At 73.3% G+C, this 17139-nt stretch carries 16 protein-coding genes; all 16 read left to right on the forward strand.

Features of this window, described 5'->3' with window-relative positions:
* Positions 1-106: 106 nt before the first annotated feature.
* The 16 genes from ACTMS0_RS06125 to eboE all read left to right on the forward strand — a co-directional run bounded on the left by ACTMS0_RS06125 (position 107) and on the right by eboE (position 17139).
* Positions 107-910 (forward strand): helix-turn-helix domain-containing protein, encoded by an 804-nt coding sequence (locus ACTMS0_RS06125; RefSeq protein ID WP_441154121.1) that lies wholly within the window; start codon positions 107-109, stop codon positions 908-910.
* On the forward strand, positions 901-1092 hold the full coding sequence (locus tag ACTMS0_RS06130; protein ID WP_441154122.1) for a DUF397 domain-containing protein: 192 nt from the start codon (positions 901-903) through the stop codon (positions 1090-1092). Before ACTMS0_RS06125 ends, ACTMS0_RS06130 begins: the two co-directional genes overlap by 10 nt.
* A 465-nt stretch (positions 1093-1557) precedes the next feature.
* Positions 1558-2358 carry an ABC transporter permease gene (locus ACTMS0_RS06135; protein WP_441154123.1) on the forward strand — a complete coding sequence of 267 codons (801 nt, stop codon included), beginning with the start codon at positions 1558-1560 and terminating at the stop codon, positions 2356-2358.
* 11 nt (positions 2359-2369) lie between these two features.
* Complete coding sequence (locus ACTMS0_RS06140; protein ID WP_441154124.1) at positions 2370-3179, forward strand: ABC transporter permease; 810 nt, start codon at positions 2370-2372, stop codon at positions 3177-3179.
* 74 nt (positions 3180-3253) lie between these two features.
* Positions 3254-4270 carry a YihY/virulence factor BrkB family protein gene (locus ACTMS0_RS06145; protein WP_441154125.1) on the forward strand — a complete coding sequence of 339 codons (1017 nt, stop codon included), beginning with the start codon at positions 3254-3256 and terminating at the stop codon, positions 4268-4270.
* 253 nt (positions 4271-4523) lie between these two features.
* Entirely contained in the window at positions 4524-5702 is a 1179-nt protein-coding gene (locus ACTMS0_RS06150; protein WP_441154126.1) for an ROK family protein, read from the forward strand.
* 119 nt (positions 5703-5821) lie between these two features.
* Positions 5822-7333: a sugar ABC transporter ATP-binding protein gene (locus tag ACTMS0_RS06155; protein WP_441154662.1), complete on the forward strand. Its 1512-nt coding sequence runs from the start codon at positions 5822-5824 to the stop codon at positions 7331-7333.
* Entirely contained in the window at positions 7330-8454 is a 1125-nt protein-coding gene (locus ACTMS0_RS06160; RefSeq protein ID WP_441154127.1) for an ABC transporter permease, read from the forward strand. Before ACTMS0_RS06155 ends, ACTMS0_RS06160 begins: the two co-directional genes overlap by 4 nt.
* Positions 8455-8549: 95 nt before the next feature.
* Positions 8550-9602, forward strand: coding sequence for a substrate-binding domain-containing protein (locus ACTMS0_RS06165; RefSeq protein ID WP_441154128.1), 1053 nt, complete (start codon positions 8550-8552; stop codon positions 9600-9602).
* 53 nt (positions 9603-9655) lie between these two features.
* Entirely contained in the window at positions 9656-10837 is a 1182-nt protein-coding gene (locus ACTMS0_RS06170) for a Gfo/Idh/MocA family protein (protein ID WP_441154663.1), read from the forward strand.
* A gap of 446 nt (positions 10838-11283) precedes the next feature.
* Entirely contained in the window at positions 11284-12444 is a 1161-nt protein-coding gene (locus ACTMS0_RS06175; RefSeq protein WP_441154129.1) for an inositol-3-phosphate synthase, read from the forward strand.
* Positions 12428-13447, forward strand: a complete 1020-nt coding sequence (locus ACTMS0_RS06180; protein WP_441154130.1) for an SCO3242 family prenyltransferase — start codon at positions 12428-12430, stop codon at positions 13445-13447. Before ACTMS0_RS06175 ends, ACTMS0_RS06180 begins: the two co-directional genes overlap by 17 nt.
* The gene (locus ACTMS0_RS06185) at positions 13444-14382 is read left to right on the forward strand and encodes a sugar phosphate isomerase/epimerase family protein (protein WP_441154131.1); all 939 of its coding nucleotides are present in this window, start codon (positions 13444-13446) and stop codon (positions 14380-14382) included. The genes ACTMS0_RS06180 and ACTMS0_RS06185 overlap by 4 nt, the downstream gene beginning before the upstream one ends.
* An 11-nt stretch (positions 14383-14393) precedes the next feature.
* Entirely contained in the window at positions 14394-15038 is a 645-nt protein-coding gene (locus ACTMS0_RS06190) for an EboA domain-containing protein (RefSeq protein WP_441154132.1), read from the forward strand.
* Positions 15038-15889, forward strand: a complete 852-nt coding sequence (locus tag ACTMS0_RS06195; protein ID WP_441154133.1) for a TatD family hydrolase — start codon at positions 15038-15040, stop codon at positions 15887-15889. Before ACTMS0_RS06190 ends, ACTMS0_RS06195 begins: the two co-directional genes overlap by 1 nt.
* A complete protein-coding gene (eboE, locus tag ACTMS0_RS06200) occupies positions 15889-17139 on the forward strand; it encodes a metabolite traffic protein EboE (RefSeq protein ID WP_441154134.1) in 1251 nt (416 codons plus the stop codon). Before ACTMS0_RS06195 ends, eboE begins: the two co-directional genes overlap by 1 nt.

A 17139-nucleotide genomic window follows, 5' to 3' on the forward strand; every position in this document is an offset into this window, starting at 1 on the left:
GTGACAGTCTGTTGGCGCCGCGACTACGGTGGGAGGTCCCGCGCGCCGACGACCAGCGCGTACGGCGGCCGACCCCAGGCGGTCCGAAGATGTACGGAGGCTGTCCGTGGAACGTTCGTCCATGTTGGACCACTTCGCCGAGGAGTTGCGCCTCGCCCGCGCCACGAGCGGCATGTCCCAGACCGCCCTCGCCGAAGCGCTGAGCTACTCGGGTGCACTGGTGGCCAAGGTGGAGACCTGCGAGCGCCGCCCGAGCCTGGACTTCGCACGCCGGTGCGACACGGTGTTCGGAGCGGACGGACGGTTCGAGCGCATCCAGCGGCGGATCAGCCGGGAGACGGTGGTGCCGTGGTTCCGCGACTGGGCCGGCATCGAGCAGGAGGCGACCGCGCTGCGCTCGTTCGAGCCGCTCTACGTGCCGGGCCTGCTGCAGACCGAGGGGTACGCGCGCGCCATCCTGGCCGGCGCCGGGCTGTTCGCGGTGGACGAGATCGAGCAGCAGGTGACTGCCCGGCTGGATCGGCAAGGGATCCTCACCCGCGACCGGCCGCCCCTGCTCAGTGTGGTCGTCGACGAGTACGTGCTGCGCCGTCGCGTCGGTGGGCCGGAGGTGATGCGCGAGCAGTTGCAGCACCTGGTGAAGCTGGGCTCGGCGCTGCCGCGGGTGCGAATCCAGGTCGTGCCGCTCTCCGCCGGGGCCTACGCTGGACTCGACGGCCCCTTCGTGATCGCCACCTCGCCAGCCGGGGAGGATGTCGTCTACCTGGACGGGCAGCGCCACGGGCAGGTGATCGACCGGGCTGACTACGTGCAGCAGATGGTCGAGGTTTGGGAGTCGATCCGTGGTGAGGCACTATCGCAGCAGCAGTCCCTCGACCTGATAGCGGAAGTGGCGGAGACATGGACCTGACCGGCGCCCGGTGGCGCAAGAGCACCCGCAGCAACGGCAGCGGCGGCAACTGCGTGGAGGTCGCCGACAACCTGCCCGGCGTGCTCGCCGTACGCGATTCCAAGGACCCGGGCGGCCCCGTGCTGACCTTCGCCCCCGAGGCCTGGCGCGCGTTCGTCGCCCACGCTCCCGAGCGCCCGTAACGGGCCCTTGCCGGACGACAGCGCGCAGGGCAACAGGCCGGGCCAGCGCGTGCCCTCGGTGGACCTGAGGGCGGCGCTGGCCGGCACCGTGGAGCCGGAGCGGTGACGGCACGCCGACCGCGCCTACGCGGGACGAGGTCCGCGAGGATCTGCGTACCGGCATCGTCACCTGGTACGGGGAGCACCTCCACGTCGACCGCTGGCGCGACGCCGCCGACTCGGAGCAGGTGATCGGCCGGCACTTCGGCTGACCGGGGCCGGCCGCCGGACGGTGACAGCACGGCCGGTCCGTCTGCTACCGCCCCGGGCCGAACAGCGGATCGCCGAGCGCCCGCGTTAAGAAGGGGCCCCTGCTCTACCGCAGGCGTTAATAAGGGGCCCTTCCTTACCCCGTGGCCGTAGGGTGGGCGCCGGCCTGTCGTACCGGTGGGGTAGGAAGGCCGGGTGGACGGGGAGCGGAGTGGCATGACTAGTCAGGCGCGGGAGCGGGCCCGGCCGGCCCTGCCGCGGGTGCCGGCGCTGGCGGTGCTCGCGCACTACCTGGTGGGTTACCGGCGCACCTGGCGGGCCGGGGTGTTCTCGTCGTTCCTGCTGCCCGCGCTGACCGTGCTCGGTTTCGGGGTGGGCGTCGGGGCGTACATCGACCAGGGCGTCGGCGGCATCTCCTACCTGGAGTGGATCGTCGGTGGCCTGCTCGCCTCGACGGCGATGCAGGTGGCGATCGGCGAGTCCACCTGGCCGGTGTTCAGCAACTTCCAGTGGGTCAAGCTCTACTCCGCGCAGACCGCGGCGCCGCTGCGGGTGGGTGACATCCTCGCCGGGCACCTGGCGTTCGTGCTGTTCCGGGTGCTCACCTCGATCGCGGCGTTCCTCGTGGTGACCAGCGTGCTGGGGGCGCTCCGCTCGCCGTGGGCCGTGTTGGCGCTGCCGGTGGCGGCGCTGCTCGGCCTGGCCGTCGCGGCGCCCACGTTCGCGTACGCGGCCGCGGTCGACACAGACAGTTGGCTCGCCATGCTGTTCCGGTTCGCGGTGATCCCGATGAGCCTCTTCGCCGGAGTGTTCTTCCCGGTCGAGTCGCTGCCGCTGGGGCTGCGTTGGCTCGCGTACGCCACGCCGCTGTGGCACGCCGTCGACCTGTGCCGGGCGGCGACCCTCGGCGTCGCTCCGCAGTGGTCCGTCCTCGGCCACCTGCTCTACCTCACCGCCTGGGCGGTCGGCGGCTGGCTGCTGGCCCGCCGCACCTTCGGCCGCAAGCTCGTCGTCTAGGAAGGGCTGTCATGGTCGGTCTGGTCCTGCCCCGGCTGGTCGACGTCTCCGCCGCGTCGCGGCGGTCGGCCTCGGTGACCGAGCGCAACGTCGCGGCCCTCAGGTCCGTCTACTGGCTGCTGCTCGTCTCCGGTTTCGTCGAGCCGCTGCTCTACCTGCTCTCGATCGGCGTCGGCGTGGGCGCGCTGGTCGGCGACCTCACGCTGCCCGGCGGCGAGGTCGTCACGTACGCGGCGTTCGTCGCGCCGGCCATGCTCGCGTCGTCGGCGATGACCGGCGCGCTCGCGGAGACCACCTTCAACTTCTTCGGCAAGATGAAGTACATGAAGCTGTACGACGGGGTGATCGCCACCCCGGTGCAGCCGTTCGAGATCGCCCTCGGTGAGCTGGCCTGGGCGATGCTGCGGGGCAGCGCGTACTCGGCCGCGTTCCTGGTGGTGATGGCCGTGATGGACCTGACGACCCCCGCCCGCGCCCTGGCCGCCTTCCCGGCGGCGGTGCTGGTCGGCTTCGTGTTCGGGGCCATCGGCATGGCCATCTCCACGTTCATGCGCAGCTGGCAGGATTTCGACCTGATGGGCTCGGCGCAGTTCGTCCTCTTCCTGTTCTCCGGCACGTTCGTCCCCGCCGAGGCGTACCCGGCGCTGCTGCGCTGGCTGGTCGAGGTGACACCGCTCTACCGGGCCGTGCACCTGATCCGCGGCGTCACCGTCGACACGGCGGGCTGGGCCTGGATGCTCGACGTCCTCTACCTGGTGGTGGTTCTGGCCGCCGGCCTGCTGGTCGCGTCACGCCGGATGGGCAGGTTGCTCTACAAGTAGGCACAGGTCGGTGGTTAACCCCTGCCGCCGCCGGGCATCTCGGAGGAGCACACAGCCGAGGTGAGGGAGGGGCGATGGCCTCCGATGAGTCTTCTGCCCGGAACGGGCGCGCCTTCCGGGACCGGCCGGCCGGCCCGGACGAGGGGCCGGAGAGCCCGGCCGAGCTGCCCGGCGCCGGTTGGAAGGCGGCCCTGAAGCGCACCGTCCGGGAGTTCCAGGACGACAGCCTCACCGACTGGGCGGCGGCGCTCACCTACTACGGGGTCCTGTCCATCTTCCCCGGAATGCTGGTGCTGATCTCGATCCTCGGCCTGCTCGGGAAGCGGGCGACCCAGGGCGTCAAGGACACCGTCAACCAGGTCGTGCCGCAGGAGAACATCCGGCAGATCATCGAAACGGCGATCGGCCAGGCGCAGCAGAGCGGCGAGCTGGCGAGCATCGCCGCGATCATCGGTCTGCTGGCCGCCTTCTGGTCCGCCTCCGGCTACATCGCCGCCTTCATGCGGGCCTCGAACACCATCTACGACGTTCCGGAGGGCCGGCCGATCTGGAAGACCCTGCCGATCCGGATCGGAGTGACCGCCGTGATCGGCGTCCTGCTGCTGGCCAGCGCCGTGATCGTGGTCTTCACCGGCGGTCTCGCCGAGGCGGTGGGGAACGCGGTGGGGCTCGGTGACACAGCGGTGACGGTCTGGAACATCGCCAAGTGGCCGGTGCTGCTGGTGCTGGTCAGTCTGATGTTCGCGATCCTCTACTGGGCGTCGCCCAACGCGCGGCACGGCGGCTTCCGCTGGGTCAGCCCGGGCGGCGTGCTGGCCGTGGTGATCTGGCTGGTGGTCTCCGGTCTCTTCGCGCTCTACGTCAGCAACTTCGGCTCGTACAACAAGACGTACGGGGCGCTCGCAGGCGTGATCATCTTCCTGGTCTGGCTCTGGCTCACCAACATCGCCATCCTGCTCGGTGCCGAGTTCGACGCCGAACTGGAGCGCAGCCGCGCCATCTCGGCGGGCCACTCGGCCGACGAGGAGCCGTACGTCGAGTTGCGTGACGACCGCAAGCTCCGCAAGAAGCGGAACTCCGGTCGGCGCTGAGACCTCCCTCGTCGCCCCGCCGCCCCGCCGGGGTGGCGGGGCGGCGTCGTGTCCGGGGTGACGACCTGCGATGACCTGGGCGCTAATCCGTGACTCTTTCCTAGATCCACTTATAGCTTTTGCTCAGACAGACAAAAGTTGGAATCAGATGGGCTGAAGCTCTGGACAGGCGGCACGGAAGACTCCTACTGTGTCGGACACGACACATCGACATTGCGTCGATGTGAACGACGTCGACGAAGAGGTGAGTCCCGTGCGGACCGTCGATCCCCTGCACGTGCGACTGCTGCGGCTGCTCCGGGACGAGGGCGCGGTCTCCCGGGCCGAGTTGGCCGATCGCCTCCAGATGCCGCGCCCGAGACTGCTCGCCGAGCTGGAGCGCCTCGTCGGCCTCGGCTACGTCGCCGAGGCGGGCCTCGCGGCCTCCCGGGGCGGCCGGCGCTCCACCCTCGTCGAGCTGAGCCCACACCTGCGTTTCGCCGCCGTCGACCTGGGCGCCAGCTCGATCGACGTCGAGGTGGTCAACGGCCGGCTGGAGCCGGTGGCCGCGTACGCGGAGCCGGCCGACATCCGCAACGGTCCGAAGGTGACGCTTCAGCGGGTCAACGAACTGCTGCACAAGGCCAAGGTGGACGGCGCGTACGAGCGGCTCGACGCGGTCGGCGTCGGGGTGCCGGGGCCGGTCAGCTTCCGCGACGGCGTCCCGGTCTCCCCGCCCATCATGCCCGGGTGGGACCGCTTCCCGGTGCGGGAGCTACTCACCCGCGAGCACGGCTGCCCGGCGGTGGTCGACAACGACGTCAACATCATGGCGATCGGGGAGCGGCACGGCGGGGTGGCCCACTCGGTCGACGACTTCCTGTTCGTCAAGATCGGCACCGGGATCGGCTGCGGCATCTACCTCAGCGGCGAGGTCTACCGGGGCACCGACGGCTGCGCGGGCGACATCGGCCACATCCAGGTCGACTCGCACGGTCCGATGTGCTCCTGCGGCAACGTCGGCTGCCTCGAGGCGCTGTTCAGCGGCGCGGCCCTGGCGAAGGACGCGTTGGCGGCCGCGCGCAGCGGCGCGTCGCCGGCCCTTGCCGAACGGCTCGCCGCCCGGGGCGCCGTCACCGCGGTGGACGTCGCCGAGGGCGCCGTCGAGGGCGACGTCACCTGCATCCAGCTGATCCGCGACGGGGGTCGGCGGGTGGGTGGCGTCCTGGCCGGGCTGGTCAGCTTCACCAACCCGTCGATGATCGTGATCGGCGGCGGGCTGGCGCAGCTCGGCCACATCCTGCTCGCCGAGATCCGCAGCGTGGTGTACCGCCGGTCGCTGCCGCTGGCCACCGGCAACCTGCCGGTCGTCCTGTCCGAGCTGGGCTCGCGGGCCGGCGTCGCCGGGGCCGCGGTCCTCGCCAGCGACCTGGCCTTCGTGGAGGCGTCATGAGCGGGGCGACGGAATGGCCGGCAGCGACGTCGGGCGCCGGCACCAGTGACCCAACCGAGGAGGCCGTCGTGACCGATGCGCCGCTGGTCGAAGCGCCCGCCGACACCGTGGCCGGTGAGGTGGTCCTGCGCCTCACCGACGTGGTGAAGACCTTCCCGGGCGTGCGCGCCCTCGACGGGGTGCAGCTGGAGGTCCGCGCCGGGGAGGTGCACTGCCTGCTCGGGCAGAACGGCGCCGGCAAGTCGACCCTGATCAAGGTGCTGGCGGGGGTGCACCGTCCGGACTCCGGGACCGTCGAGTGGCGCGGCGAGCCGGTCACCTTCGCCAACCCGCAGGCCGCCATGCGTGCCGGCATCGCCACCATCTACCAGGAGCTGGACCTGGTCGAGGACCTGTCGGTGGCGGAGAACGCCTTCCTGGGCCACGAGCCGCGCCGCCTCGGCTTCGTCCGGCGCGGCCACATGGCGCGGCGGACGCGCCAGATCCTCGGTCGGCTCGGGCACGCCGAGATCCCCCCGAACCGGATGGTCCGGTCGCTGCCGGCCGCCGGCAAGCAGGTGGTCAGCATGGCCCGCGCGCTGTCGCACGAGGCCCGACTGATCATCATGGACGAACCGAGCGCCGTGCTCGCCCACGACGAGGTCGGCAACCTGTTCCGGATCATCCGCGAGCTGACCGCGCAGGGCATCGCCGTCATCTACATCTCCCACCGGCTGGAGGAGATCCGCGAGATCGGCGACCGGGTCACCGTACTCAAGGACGGCCGGACCACCGCGGCGAACCTGCCGGCCCGCGACACACCGACCCGCGACCTGGTCTCGAAGATGACCGGCCGGACCATCGAGTACGTCTTCCCGGACCGGCCCGCCGAGGCGCCGGCCGGCGACGAGCTGCTCCGCGTCGACGGGCTGACCCGGGCCGGCGAGTTCGCCGACGTCTCGCTCAGCGTCCGGGCCGGCGAGATCGTCGGCATCGCCGGGCTGGTCGGCTCCGGCCGCTCCGAGCTGCTGGAGACCATCTACGGCGCCCGGCGGGCCGACGGCGGCAGCGTGCGGGTCGCCGGCCGGGCGCTCCGCCCGGGCAGCGTCGGGTCTGCCGTACGGGCCGGGCTGGGCATGGCCCCCGAGGAGCGCAAGAGCCAGGCGCTGCTGCTGGGCGAGCCGATCTACCGCAACGTCACGCTGGCCACCTTCGGCCGGTACTCCCGCGTGGGCTTCACCGACGCCGCGAAGGAGCGGGCCGAGGCGGACCGGATCGCGGAGAGCCTGGACCTGCGCCCCCGCGACGTCCGCCGGCCGGTGCGCACGCTCTCCGGTGGCAACCAGCAGAAGGTCGTGGTCGGGCGGTGGCTGCTCGGCGACACGAAGCTGCTGCTGCTCGACGAGCCGACCCGGGGCGTGGACGTCGGCGCGCGGGCCGAGCTGTACCAGGTCATCCGTGCCCTGGCCGCCCGCGGCGTCGGGGTGCTGCTGGTCTCCAGCGAGGTGCCCGAGGTGCTCGGCCTGGCCGACCGCGTGCTGGTCATGCGGGAGGGCCGGGTCGTCCGCGAGGCGCCGGCCACCGAACTCGACGAGAACACCGTGCTCGACCTCGTCATGGCGGGGTCCCTGATGGAAGGCGCACCGGCATGAGTGACGTCAAGGACACCTCGACCGCGCCGGAGCGGGCGGGGCAGCTGCCGGCGCAGTCGCCGCCGGTGGACCCGGCGGAGACCGCCGCGGCCGGCGAGAAGGCGGCGGCCGGTGGCCGGCTCTCCTGGTGGCACGGCGACGCCGGGGAGGGTGCCCGGCGCAACCTCGCGCTGATCGGGGTGCTCGCCGCGCTGATCGTGATCGGCGCGCTGACCCGCTCCGACCTCTACTCCAACCCGGACTGGGTCTGGGACAACGTCCTCAGCATCCTCAAGCTCGCCTCGGTGGTGGGCGTGGTCACGGTCGGCATGACGTTCGTGATCATCGGCGGCGGCATCGACCTCTCCGTCGGCGCGATCGTCGCGCTCGCCGGGGTCTGGTGCACCACGGTCGCCACGCAGAGCTACGGCGCCGGGGGCATGATCTTCAGCGCGCTCACCGTCGGGCTCGCGGTGGGACTGGTCAACGGCCTGCTCATCTCGTACGGGCGGCTGGTCCCGTTCATCGCGACCCTGGCGATGCTGGTGGCGGCCCGGGGCCTCGCCGCGGAGATCTCGGACAAGCAGACCCAGGTGTCCGACAACAACTTCATCAACGGCATCGCCAGCACGAATCTGCTCGGGATCCCGCTGCTGGTCTACATCCTCGCCGCGGTGGTCGCCGCCGGCTGGGTGCTGCTCAACCGCACCACGTTCGGCCGGCGGACCGTCGCGGTCGGCGGCAACCCGGAAGCGGCCCGGCTGGCCGGCATCAACGTCAAGCGGCACACCCTGCTGCTGTACGCGCTGTCCGGCCTGTGCTGCGGCATCGCGGCCATCATGCTGACCGCCCAGGCGAACTCGGCGCAGGCGGCGATGGCCAACCTCTACGAGCTGGACGCGATCGCCGCCGCGATCATCGGCGGCACGCTGCTCAGCGGCGGGCGGGGCACCATCATCGGCTCCCTGCTCGGGGTGGTCATCTTCGCCACCATCACCAACCTCTTCGCCATCAACGGCCTCTCCACAGAGGCCCAGAACATGGTCAAGGGCGGCATCATCGTCGCGGCCGTCCTGGTCCAGCAGGTCCAGTTCCGCAGCCTCACCCAGTTCCTCAACCGGAACCGGCTCACCACCACCTGATCGACACACGCACCTGGGCCACCCGAACTCGACGACGGTGGCCGGACCTCGCACACCCCAATTCCCTCCACCACCGCGAAAACCAGGAGGTCGTCATGACCCAGCACAGCCGCGACCTGTCGCGCCGCCGGCTGCTCTTCGGCGGGGCCGCCGTCGGCGCCGGCGTCCTGCTCGCCGGCTGCACCAGCAACGAGGAGCAGCCGACCGAGGCGCAGACCAAGGCGGCCGCGACGGGCGGCAACGCCGAGCCGGGCAAGCGCGTCGTCATCGGCTTCTCCGCCCCCGCCGCCGACCACGGCTGGATCGCCGCCATCACCAACAACGCCAAGGCGCAGGCCGCCGCGTACTCCGACGTGGAGTTCAAGGCGGTCGAGGCCGGCGCGGACGCGGCGGCGCAGCGGGCGGCGCTGTCCACGCTGATCTCGCAGAAGCCCGACGTGATCGTGCTGCTGCCGCACGACGGCAAGGAGCTCAACGCGTTCGGCCTGGAGGCGATGCAGGCCGGCATCCCGGTGGTCAACCTCGACCGGGCGTTCCCGGACGCCAAGGCCTACCGGCTGCAGATCAAGGGCGACAACTACGGCATGGGCGTGGCCGCCGCCACGTACATCATCGCCCAGCTCAAGGCCAAGAACGTCACCAACCCGGTGATCGGCGAGATCGCCGGCATGGACGAGCTGGAGCTGACCCAGGAGCGGTCCAAGGGCTTCGCGGACACGCTGGCCCAGGCCGGGCTCAAGGTCCAGAACCGCCGCGCGGCCCGCTTCACCGCCGACTCGGGTCAGCAGGAGGCCGCCCAGCTGCTCCAGGCCCTGCCCAAGATGGACGCGCTCTGGAACCACGACGACGACCAGGGCATCGGCGTGGTGGCCGCGATCAAGCAGGCCAACCGCACCGAGTTCTTCATGGTCGGCGGCGCCGGCTCGAAGAAGGCGATCGAGGACATCCAGGCCGACAACACCGTGCTGAAGGCCAGCGTCACCTACAGCCCGTCGATGGCCTCCTCGGCCATCTCCCTGGCCCGCCTCATCGGGCAGGGCAAGGGCATGTCCGACCTGGTGGAGCTCCAGGTGCCGAAGGAGATCATCCTCGCCTCCGAGACGATCACGAAGGAGAACGCGAGCAACTACCTGAAGCTCGGGTTCTGACACACGGGGGGAGACCCACCTTGTCCACGACAGACAAGCAACTGCGGGTCGGCATGGTCGGCTACGCGTTCATGGGCGCCGCGCACTCGCAGGCCTGGCGCACTGTGAACCGCGTGTACGACCTGCCGGCGCGGGCCCGGATGGCGCTGATCTGCGGCCGGGACACCGGGAAGGTGGCCGAGGCCGCCGACCGGCTCGGCTGGGAGGCGTACACCACCGACTGGCGCGACCTGATCGCCCGGGACGACATCGACGTGGTCGACGTCTGCACACCGGGGGACAGTCACGCCGAGATCGCGCTGGCCGCGCTGGCCGCCGGCAAGCACGTACTGTGCGAGAAGCCGTTGGCCAACACGGTGTCCGAGGCCCGGGCGATGGCCGCCGCGGCGGCGACCGCCCAGGCCGCCGGCGTGCGGTCGATGTGCGGGTTCAACTACCGCCGGGTGCCCGCGGTCACGATGATGCGGCAGATGGTCGCCGACGGGCGGCTCGGGGTCATCCGGCACGTCCGGGCGACCTACCTGCAGGACTGGATCGTGGATCCGCAGTTCCCGCTGGTCTGGCGCCTCCAGAAGGACAAGGCGGGCTCCGGCGCGCTGGGCGACATCGGCGCGCACATCATCGACCTGACCCAGTACGTCACCGGCCAGTTGATCACCGGGGTCAGCGCGGTCACCGAGACGTTCGTCAAGGAACGGCCGTTGCCCGCCGGGTCGAGCGGCTTGGCGGCCACGCTGGACGGTGACGGCCACCGCCCGGCCACCGGGCCGGTGACCGTCGACGACGCCGCGGTGTTCGTCGCCCGGCTGGACGGCGGCGCGCTGGCGACGTACGAGGCGAGCCGGTTCGCCACCGGCCGGAAGAACGCCCTCCGGGTGGAGATCAACGGGTCGCTCGGCTCGGTGGTCTTCGACCTGGAGCGCCTCAACGAACTGGAGTTCTACGACGCGACGCGACCCGCCGCCGAGCAGGGCTTCAGCCGGATCCTGGTGACCGAGGGCGAGCACCCGTACATGTCGGCCTGGTGGCCGCCGGGCCACATCATCGGGTACGAGCACTCCTTCACCCACCAGATGCGGGACTTCATCGAGGCGGTGGCGACCGGCGTCGACCCGGCGCCCTCGTTCGCCGACGCGTTGCAGGTCCAACTGGTGCTGGACGCGGTGAGCCGGTCGGCCGAGCTCGGTTCCTCGTGGACCGACGTGGAGCCGGCACTGGCGACGGTCGCCGCCTGAGCCACCTCCGGGACCGACCGGCGAGGGCCGGCCGCGGTTGCGCCCCGCGGCCGGATTCGGGTCGGGACCGGAGGACGTGTCAGCGGGCCGACCGGTCTGGTGGCACGAGCAGGTCGTCCGGTGCGGCCGGACCGGGATTCCCCGGCCGCACCGGAGGACCGCCACCCCGACGGCGATGGTCGCCGCCACCGCGCCGTCGTTCGACCGGCGGATGCGGGGGAGGCAGGGGCGAGACGCCGACCGCCCCTGCCTGCCAGCCCCGTCCGTCCGCACCCGCACCGGGCGCCGGTCCGGCGTCGTCGCCGCCGACCTCGGCGCCGGCCGGTGTGCTCCCCCGGGGCGGACGGCGGGCGGGGCCCATCCGCACAAAGGGTATCTTTCGGAACGATCTTCTGATATCTATGTAGTTCTATGCGAGGCCGGTTTCCCGACCGGGAAGGAGTGCCATGCGTACGGGTGTCTGGCTGGTGGGGGCGCGCGGATCGGTCGCGACCACCAGCATCGTCGGAGCGCTCGCCCTGCGGGCCGGGCTGACCGGGCCGACCGGGTGCGTCACCGAGCTGCCCGAGGTGCGCGGCCCGGCCCTGCCGGCCTTCGCCGACCTGGTCCTCGGCGGGCACGACGTCGTCGCCACCCCGCTCGCCAAGCGCGCCGAGGAGCTGGCCGCCGCCGGCGTCCTGCCCGGCCGCCTGGTCGCCGCGCTGACCGAGGAACTGGCCGCGGTCGAGCGGGAGCTGCGCCCCGCGCCCACCGGCGGGACACAGGCCGACCGGGCCGCCGCGCTCGTCCGCGACCTCACCGACTTCCGGGAGCGGCACGGGCTGGCCCGGGTCGTGGTGGTCAACGTCTCGGCCACCGAACCGGCGCCCCGCCCACACCCGGCACACGCCGACCCGGCCGCGCTGCGGGCCGCCCTCACCGGCCCCGACGAGGTGCTGCCGCCCAGCTCGCTGTACGCGTACGCGGCCGTGACGGCGGGCTGCCCGTACGTCGACTTCACCCCGTCCACCGGCCTGCGGCTGCCGGCGCTGACGGCGCTGGCCGACGAGCACCGCGTGCCGTACGCGGGCAACGACGGCAAGACCGGTGAGACGCTGGTCAAGTCGGTGCTCGCCCCGATGTTCGCGATGCGGCACCTCGCCGTCCGGTCGTGGTCCGGGATCAACCTGCTCGGCGGGGGCGACGGCGCCAACCTCGCCGACCCGGACGCCAACGCCGCCAAGGTGCGCAGCAAGCAGCGGGTGCTCGGCGAGACCCTCGGCTACCTGCCGCAGGGCGGCACGCGGATCGAGTACGTCGAGGAGATGGGCGACTTCAAGACCGCCTGGGACCTGGTCACCTTCGCCGGCTTCCTCGGCACCGGCATGCGGCTGGAGTTCACCTGGCACGGCTGCGACTCGGCGCTCGCCGCGCCCCTGGTGCTCGACCTGGCCCGGCTCACCGCCGCCGCGCACGCCGCCGGGCACACCGGCCCCCTGACCGACCTCGCCTTCTTCTTCAAGGACCCGCTCGGCACCACCACGCACTCCCTGGCCGACCAGTGGACCCGGCTGTGCGACCTCGCCCGCCAGCTGCACGAGGGAGGTGCCGATGCCCCGCGTCGCTGACCTCGCCGAGCTGGTCCGCGCCCCGGCCGCGCTCTCGGTGCCCGGGGACGTCGTCGCCGGTGCCGCCGCGGCCGGCGCGCTCGGCCCGCGTACACCGGCCCTCGCCGCCGCGTCGGTGCTGCTGTACTGGGCCGGCATGGCCGCCAACGACTGGGCCGACCGGCGGCTGGACGCCGTCGAGCGCCCGGAACGGCCGATCCCCAGCGGCCGTGTCGACCCCGGTCTCGCGGTCGGCCTCGCCGCCGGCCTCACCGCCGCCGGGGTCGGGCTCGCCGCCGCCGCGGGGGGCCGGCGGGCCGCCGCCGTCGCGGTGCCGCTCGCCGCCGCCGTCTGGGCGTACGACCTCGCGGCCAAGAACACCGCCGCCGGGCCGGCCGCGATGGCGGCGTGCCGGGGGCTGGACGTCCTGCTCGGCGCGTCCGGCGGCCGGGTGCTGGCGGCGGTCCCCGCTGCGGTCACCATCGCCGCCCACACCTGGACCGTCACCGCGCTCTCCCGCCGCGAGGTCAGCGGCGCCGACGCCACGCTGCCGCTGGGCACCCTCGCCGGCACCGCCCTGGTCGCCGCGAGCGCCGCGTACCGTCCCGCCGCCGGCCGGCGCCCGAACCGGAGCGTACCCGCCGGTCGCGCCGACGCCGGCGGGGCGGCAGCCGGTGGGAGCGGGCCGGTCGCGCGACCCGAGCCGGGGGGAGCCCCCGGGCCGCCCACGCGACGCGACCGCCGATCCACGGCCGGCGACCGGAGCGCGGTAGCCGCCATGGCGGCGGCCCTTCCGGTCCTGCTCGCCGGCTGGTACGCCGCCCGCTACGGCACCGCCCAGGCCCGGGTGGTCGCCGAGCCGACCGCCGGTCGGGTGCGCGCGGCGGTCGGCGCCGGCATCACCGGCCTGCCCGCGTTGCAGGGCGCGCTGACCGCGCGCGCCGGTGCCGGCCTGCTGGGGCTGGCGGTGGCCGCGGCCGCCCCGCTGGGCCGGCGCCTGGCCCGGAAGGTCTCCCCGACATGACCGCCGCCCGCCCGCCGGCTCCCGACCGCCCCACGACGTCCCCGGGGGGTGGCGCCGGCGGCGGGCTGCGGTTTGGGTACGGCACTAACGGCTTCGCCAACCACCGCCTCGAGGACGCGCTCGCGGTCATCGCGGACCTCGGGTACGCCGGTGTGGCGCTCACGCTGGACCACGACCATCTGGACCCGTTCGCGCCCGCGCTGGCCCGGCGGGTCGACGCGGTCGCCCGCCGGTTGGCGACGCTCGGCCTCGCCGTGGTGGTCGAGACCGGAGCCCGGTACCTGCTCGACCCCTGGCACAAGCACGCCCCGACGCTGCTGCACGACGACCCGGGCCGCCGGATCGAGTTCCTGCGCCGGGCGGTGGCGGTCGGCGCGGACCTCGGCGCCGAGGCGGTCTCCTTCTGGGCCGGTGTCCGGCCGGCGGCCGTCCCGCCCGCCGTGGCCTGGGACCGCCTGGTGGCCGGGTGCGCCACCGTGGTCGAGGCGGCCGACGTCGCCGGCGTGACGCTGGGCTTCGAGCCCGAGCCGGGGATGCTGGTCGAGGACATCGCGGGCTGGCGCCGGCTGCACGCGGCCCTGGGGGCGCCCGAACGGCTCGGCGTCACCCTCGACATCGGACATTGTCGCTGCCTGGAGCCGCTGCCGGTGCCCGACTGCGTCCGCGACGTCGCCGCCCACCTGGTCAACGTGCAGATCGACGACATGCGGCGGGGCGTGCACGAGCACCTGGAGTTCGGCGCGGGCGAGATCGATTTCCCGCCGGTGCTGGCCGCGCTCCGCGAGGTCGGTTATCGGGGTCTGGTCGCGGTCGAGCTGCCCCGCCACTCGCACGCCGCACCCGCGGTCGCCGCCCGCTCGCTGGAGTTCCTGCGCGCCGCGGCCGCCCTGGACCCTGCTCCGACCGCGCCGCCCCCGGACCCGAGGCGGCGCTGAAGGGAGGCACGATGACACCGGATCGACTGCGGGACGCGCTGTGGGGCGTACCCGATCCTGACTGGCTGGCGGCGGCCCTGCGCCGTGTCGCGGCTGAGCCGAGCGAGATCGCGCGGCTCTTCCCGGCGGTGGGCCGGCGCTGCGGCCGGGCCGAGCTGCCGGATCTGCCGGGCTGGACCGCCGACGAGGCGGTCCGCGCGTTGCTGCTGGTCACCTTGCCGGCCGATCACGCCGTGCAGGCCGAGGCCCTGTACCGCGCCGGGGACGCGGCCGAGAAACGCGCCGTGCTCAAGGCGCTGCCGCTGCTGCCGGTCGGCGCGGCCGGGGTGCCGCTGCTGCACGACGCGATCCGCACCAACGACACCCGGCTGGTCGCCGCGGCCCTCGGGCCGTACGCGCGGCACCTCGACCCGGCGGCGTGGCGGCAGGCGGTGCTCAAGTGCGTGTTCACGGGTGTGCCGCTGGCGGTGGTGGCCGACCTCGACGTCCGGGCCGACGGGGAGCTGGCGGCGATGCTCGCCGCGCTCGCGGCTGAGCGGACTGCGGCCGGCCGGACCATGCCCGCCGACGCCATCGACCTGCTCGACCGGCTCGGAGCCGGTGTCGACACCGGCCCTACCGCCGGCACTGGCCAACCGCAGCCCAGGGAGGCGTGATGCGCATCTTCGACCCGCACATCCACATGACGTCCCGCACCACCGATGACTATGAGCGGATGGCCGCGGCGGGTGTGCGGGCGGTGGTGGAGCCGGCGTTCTGGTTGGGGCAGCCGCGTACCGGTGTCGGCTCGTTCACCGACTACTTCGACTCGCTGATCGGGTGGGAGCCGTTCCGGGCCGGGCAGTTCGGGGTGCGCCACCACGCCACGGTGGCGCTCAATCCGAAGGAGGCCAACGATCCGCGCTGCCGGCCGGTGCTCGAGGTGTTGCCGCGTTATCTGGAGAAGGACGGTGTGGTGGCGGTCGGTGAGATCGGGTACGACTCGATGACACCGGAGGAGGACGAGGTGTTCGCCGTCCAGCTCGCTTTGGCCGTCGCGCACGATCTGCCGGCGCTGGTGCACACCCCGCACCGGGACAAGGCGCGCGGCGTCGAGCGGAGTCTCGCGGTGGTGGCCGAGTCGGGCATCGAGCCGGGCCGGGTGGTGCTCGATCACCTCAACGAGGTGACCGTCGAGCTGGTCCATGACACCGGCTGCTGGCTTGGTTTCTCGATCTACCCGGACACGAAGATGTCGCCGCCGCGGATGGTGGAGCTGCTGAAGGTGTACGGGACCGAGCGGGTGCTGGTGAACTCGGCCGCCGACTGGGGGCGCTCGGACCCGTTGCTCACCCGGGCCACCGGTGAGGCGATGCTGCTGGCCGGGTTCACCGACGACGACGTCGACCGGGTGCTGTGGCGCAACCCGGTCGAGTTCTACGGGCAGTCCGGGCGGCTCGACCTCGGTGACGTGGACGCGCCGGGGCCGACCTTCGCCGGTAACTCGATCCTGCGTGGCGGCAGCTGATGCGGCTGCGGCACGCCGACGGGAGCACCGTCCACCTCGGGTACTGCACCAACGTGCACCCCGCGGAGGACCTCGCCGGTATCCTCGCCCAACTCGACACGTACGCGGTGCCGGTCCGCGAGACGCTCGGCAACGACCTGCTCGGCCTCGGGCTGTGGCTGGCCGCCCCGGTCGCCGCCGAGTTGGCCGCCGAGCCCGGCGCCCGCCGCCGGTTGCGCGCCGAGTTGGCCGCGCGGGGCCTGGAGGTGGTCACCCTCAACGGCTTCCCGTACGCGGCCTTCCAGGCCCCGGTGGTGAAGGGCGCGGTGTACCAGCCGGACTGGACCACCACGGACCGGCTGGCGTACACCCTGGACCTGGCCCGGGTGCTCGCGGACCTGCTGCCGGACGACGCGGCCCGCGGCTCAGTGTCGACGCTGCCGCTCGCCTGGCGGGCGCCCTGGGACGCGGCCCGCGCCGACACCGCCCGGCGCCGGCTCGACGAGCTGGCGGCGGGACTCGCGGCCATCGAGCGGGACACCGGCCGGCCGGTCCGGGTCGGCTTCGAACCGGAACCCGGCTGTCTGGTGGAGTCGACCGGGCAGGCCACGACGATACTGTCCGGTATGGATACCAGGCGGCTCGGGATCTGCCTGGACCTCGCCCACCTCGCCTGCGCCTGGGAGCAGCCCGCCGACGCCCTCGGCCGGCTGCGCGCGGCCGGCCTGCCGGTCGTCAAGGTGCAGGTCTCCGCCGCGCTGGAGGCCGCCGACCCGGCCGGCGACGCGGACGCCCTGCGCCGCTGGGTCGAGCCGCGCTTCCTGCACCAGACCCGCACGGCCGGCTGCGCCGCCGCGACCGGCGCACGCCGGGCCGAGCGCGCGGCGCACGGCGCCCCGGCCGGCGTCGACCGGACGGCCGACCCGGCGGACCCCGCCTGGGCGGCCGACGACCTCGACGTGGCCCTCGACGCGGCGCTGCCCGGCCCGTGGCGGGTGCACTACCACGTACCGCTGCACGCCCCACCCGAGCCGCCGCTGGGCTCGACGCTGCCGGTGCTGCGCGACGCGCTGGCCGCGCTCTTCGCCGGCCCGGACGCCGGCTGCGACCACCTCGACGTCGAGACGTACACCTGGGGGGTGCTGCCGGCGGCGCGGCGCCCGCGCACCGACGCGGAACTGGCCGCCGGGATCGCCGCCGAGCTGGCCTTCGCTCGCGACGAACTGGTCGCGCTCGGCCTGGCCCCGAACCCGACGGCGGTGACGGCATGA

Origin of the sequence: Micromonospora sp. H33 (assembly GCF_052068455.1) — a bacterium.
Lineage (GTDB): Bacteria > Actinomycetota > Actinomycetes > Mycobacteriales > Micromonosporaceae > Micromonospora.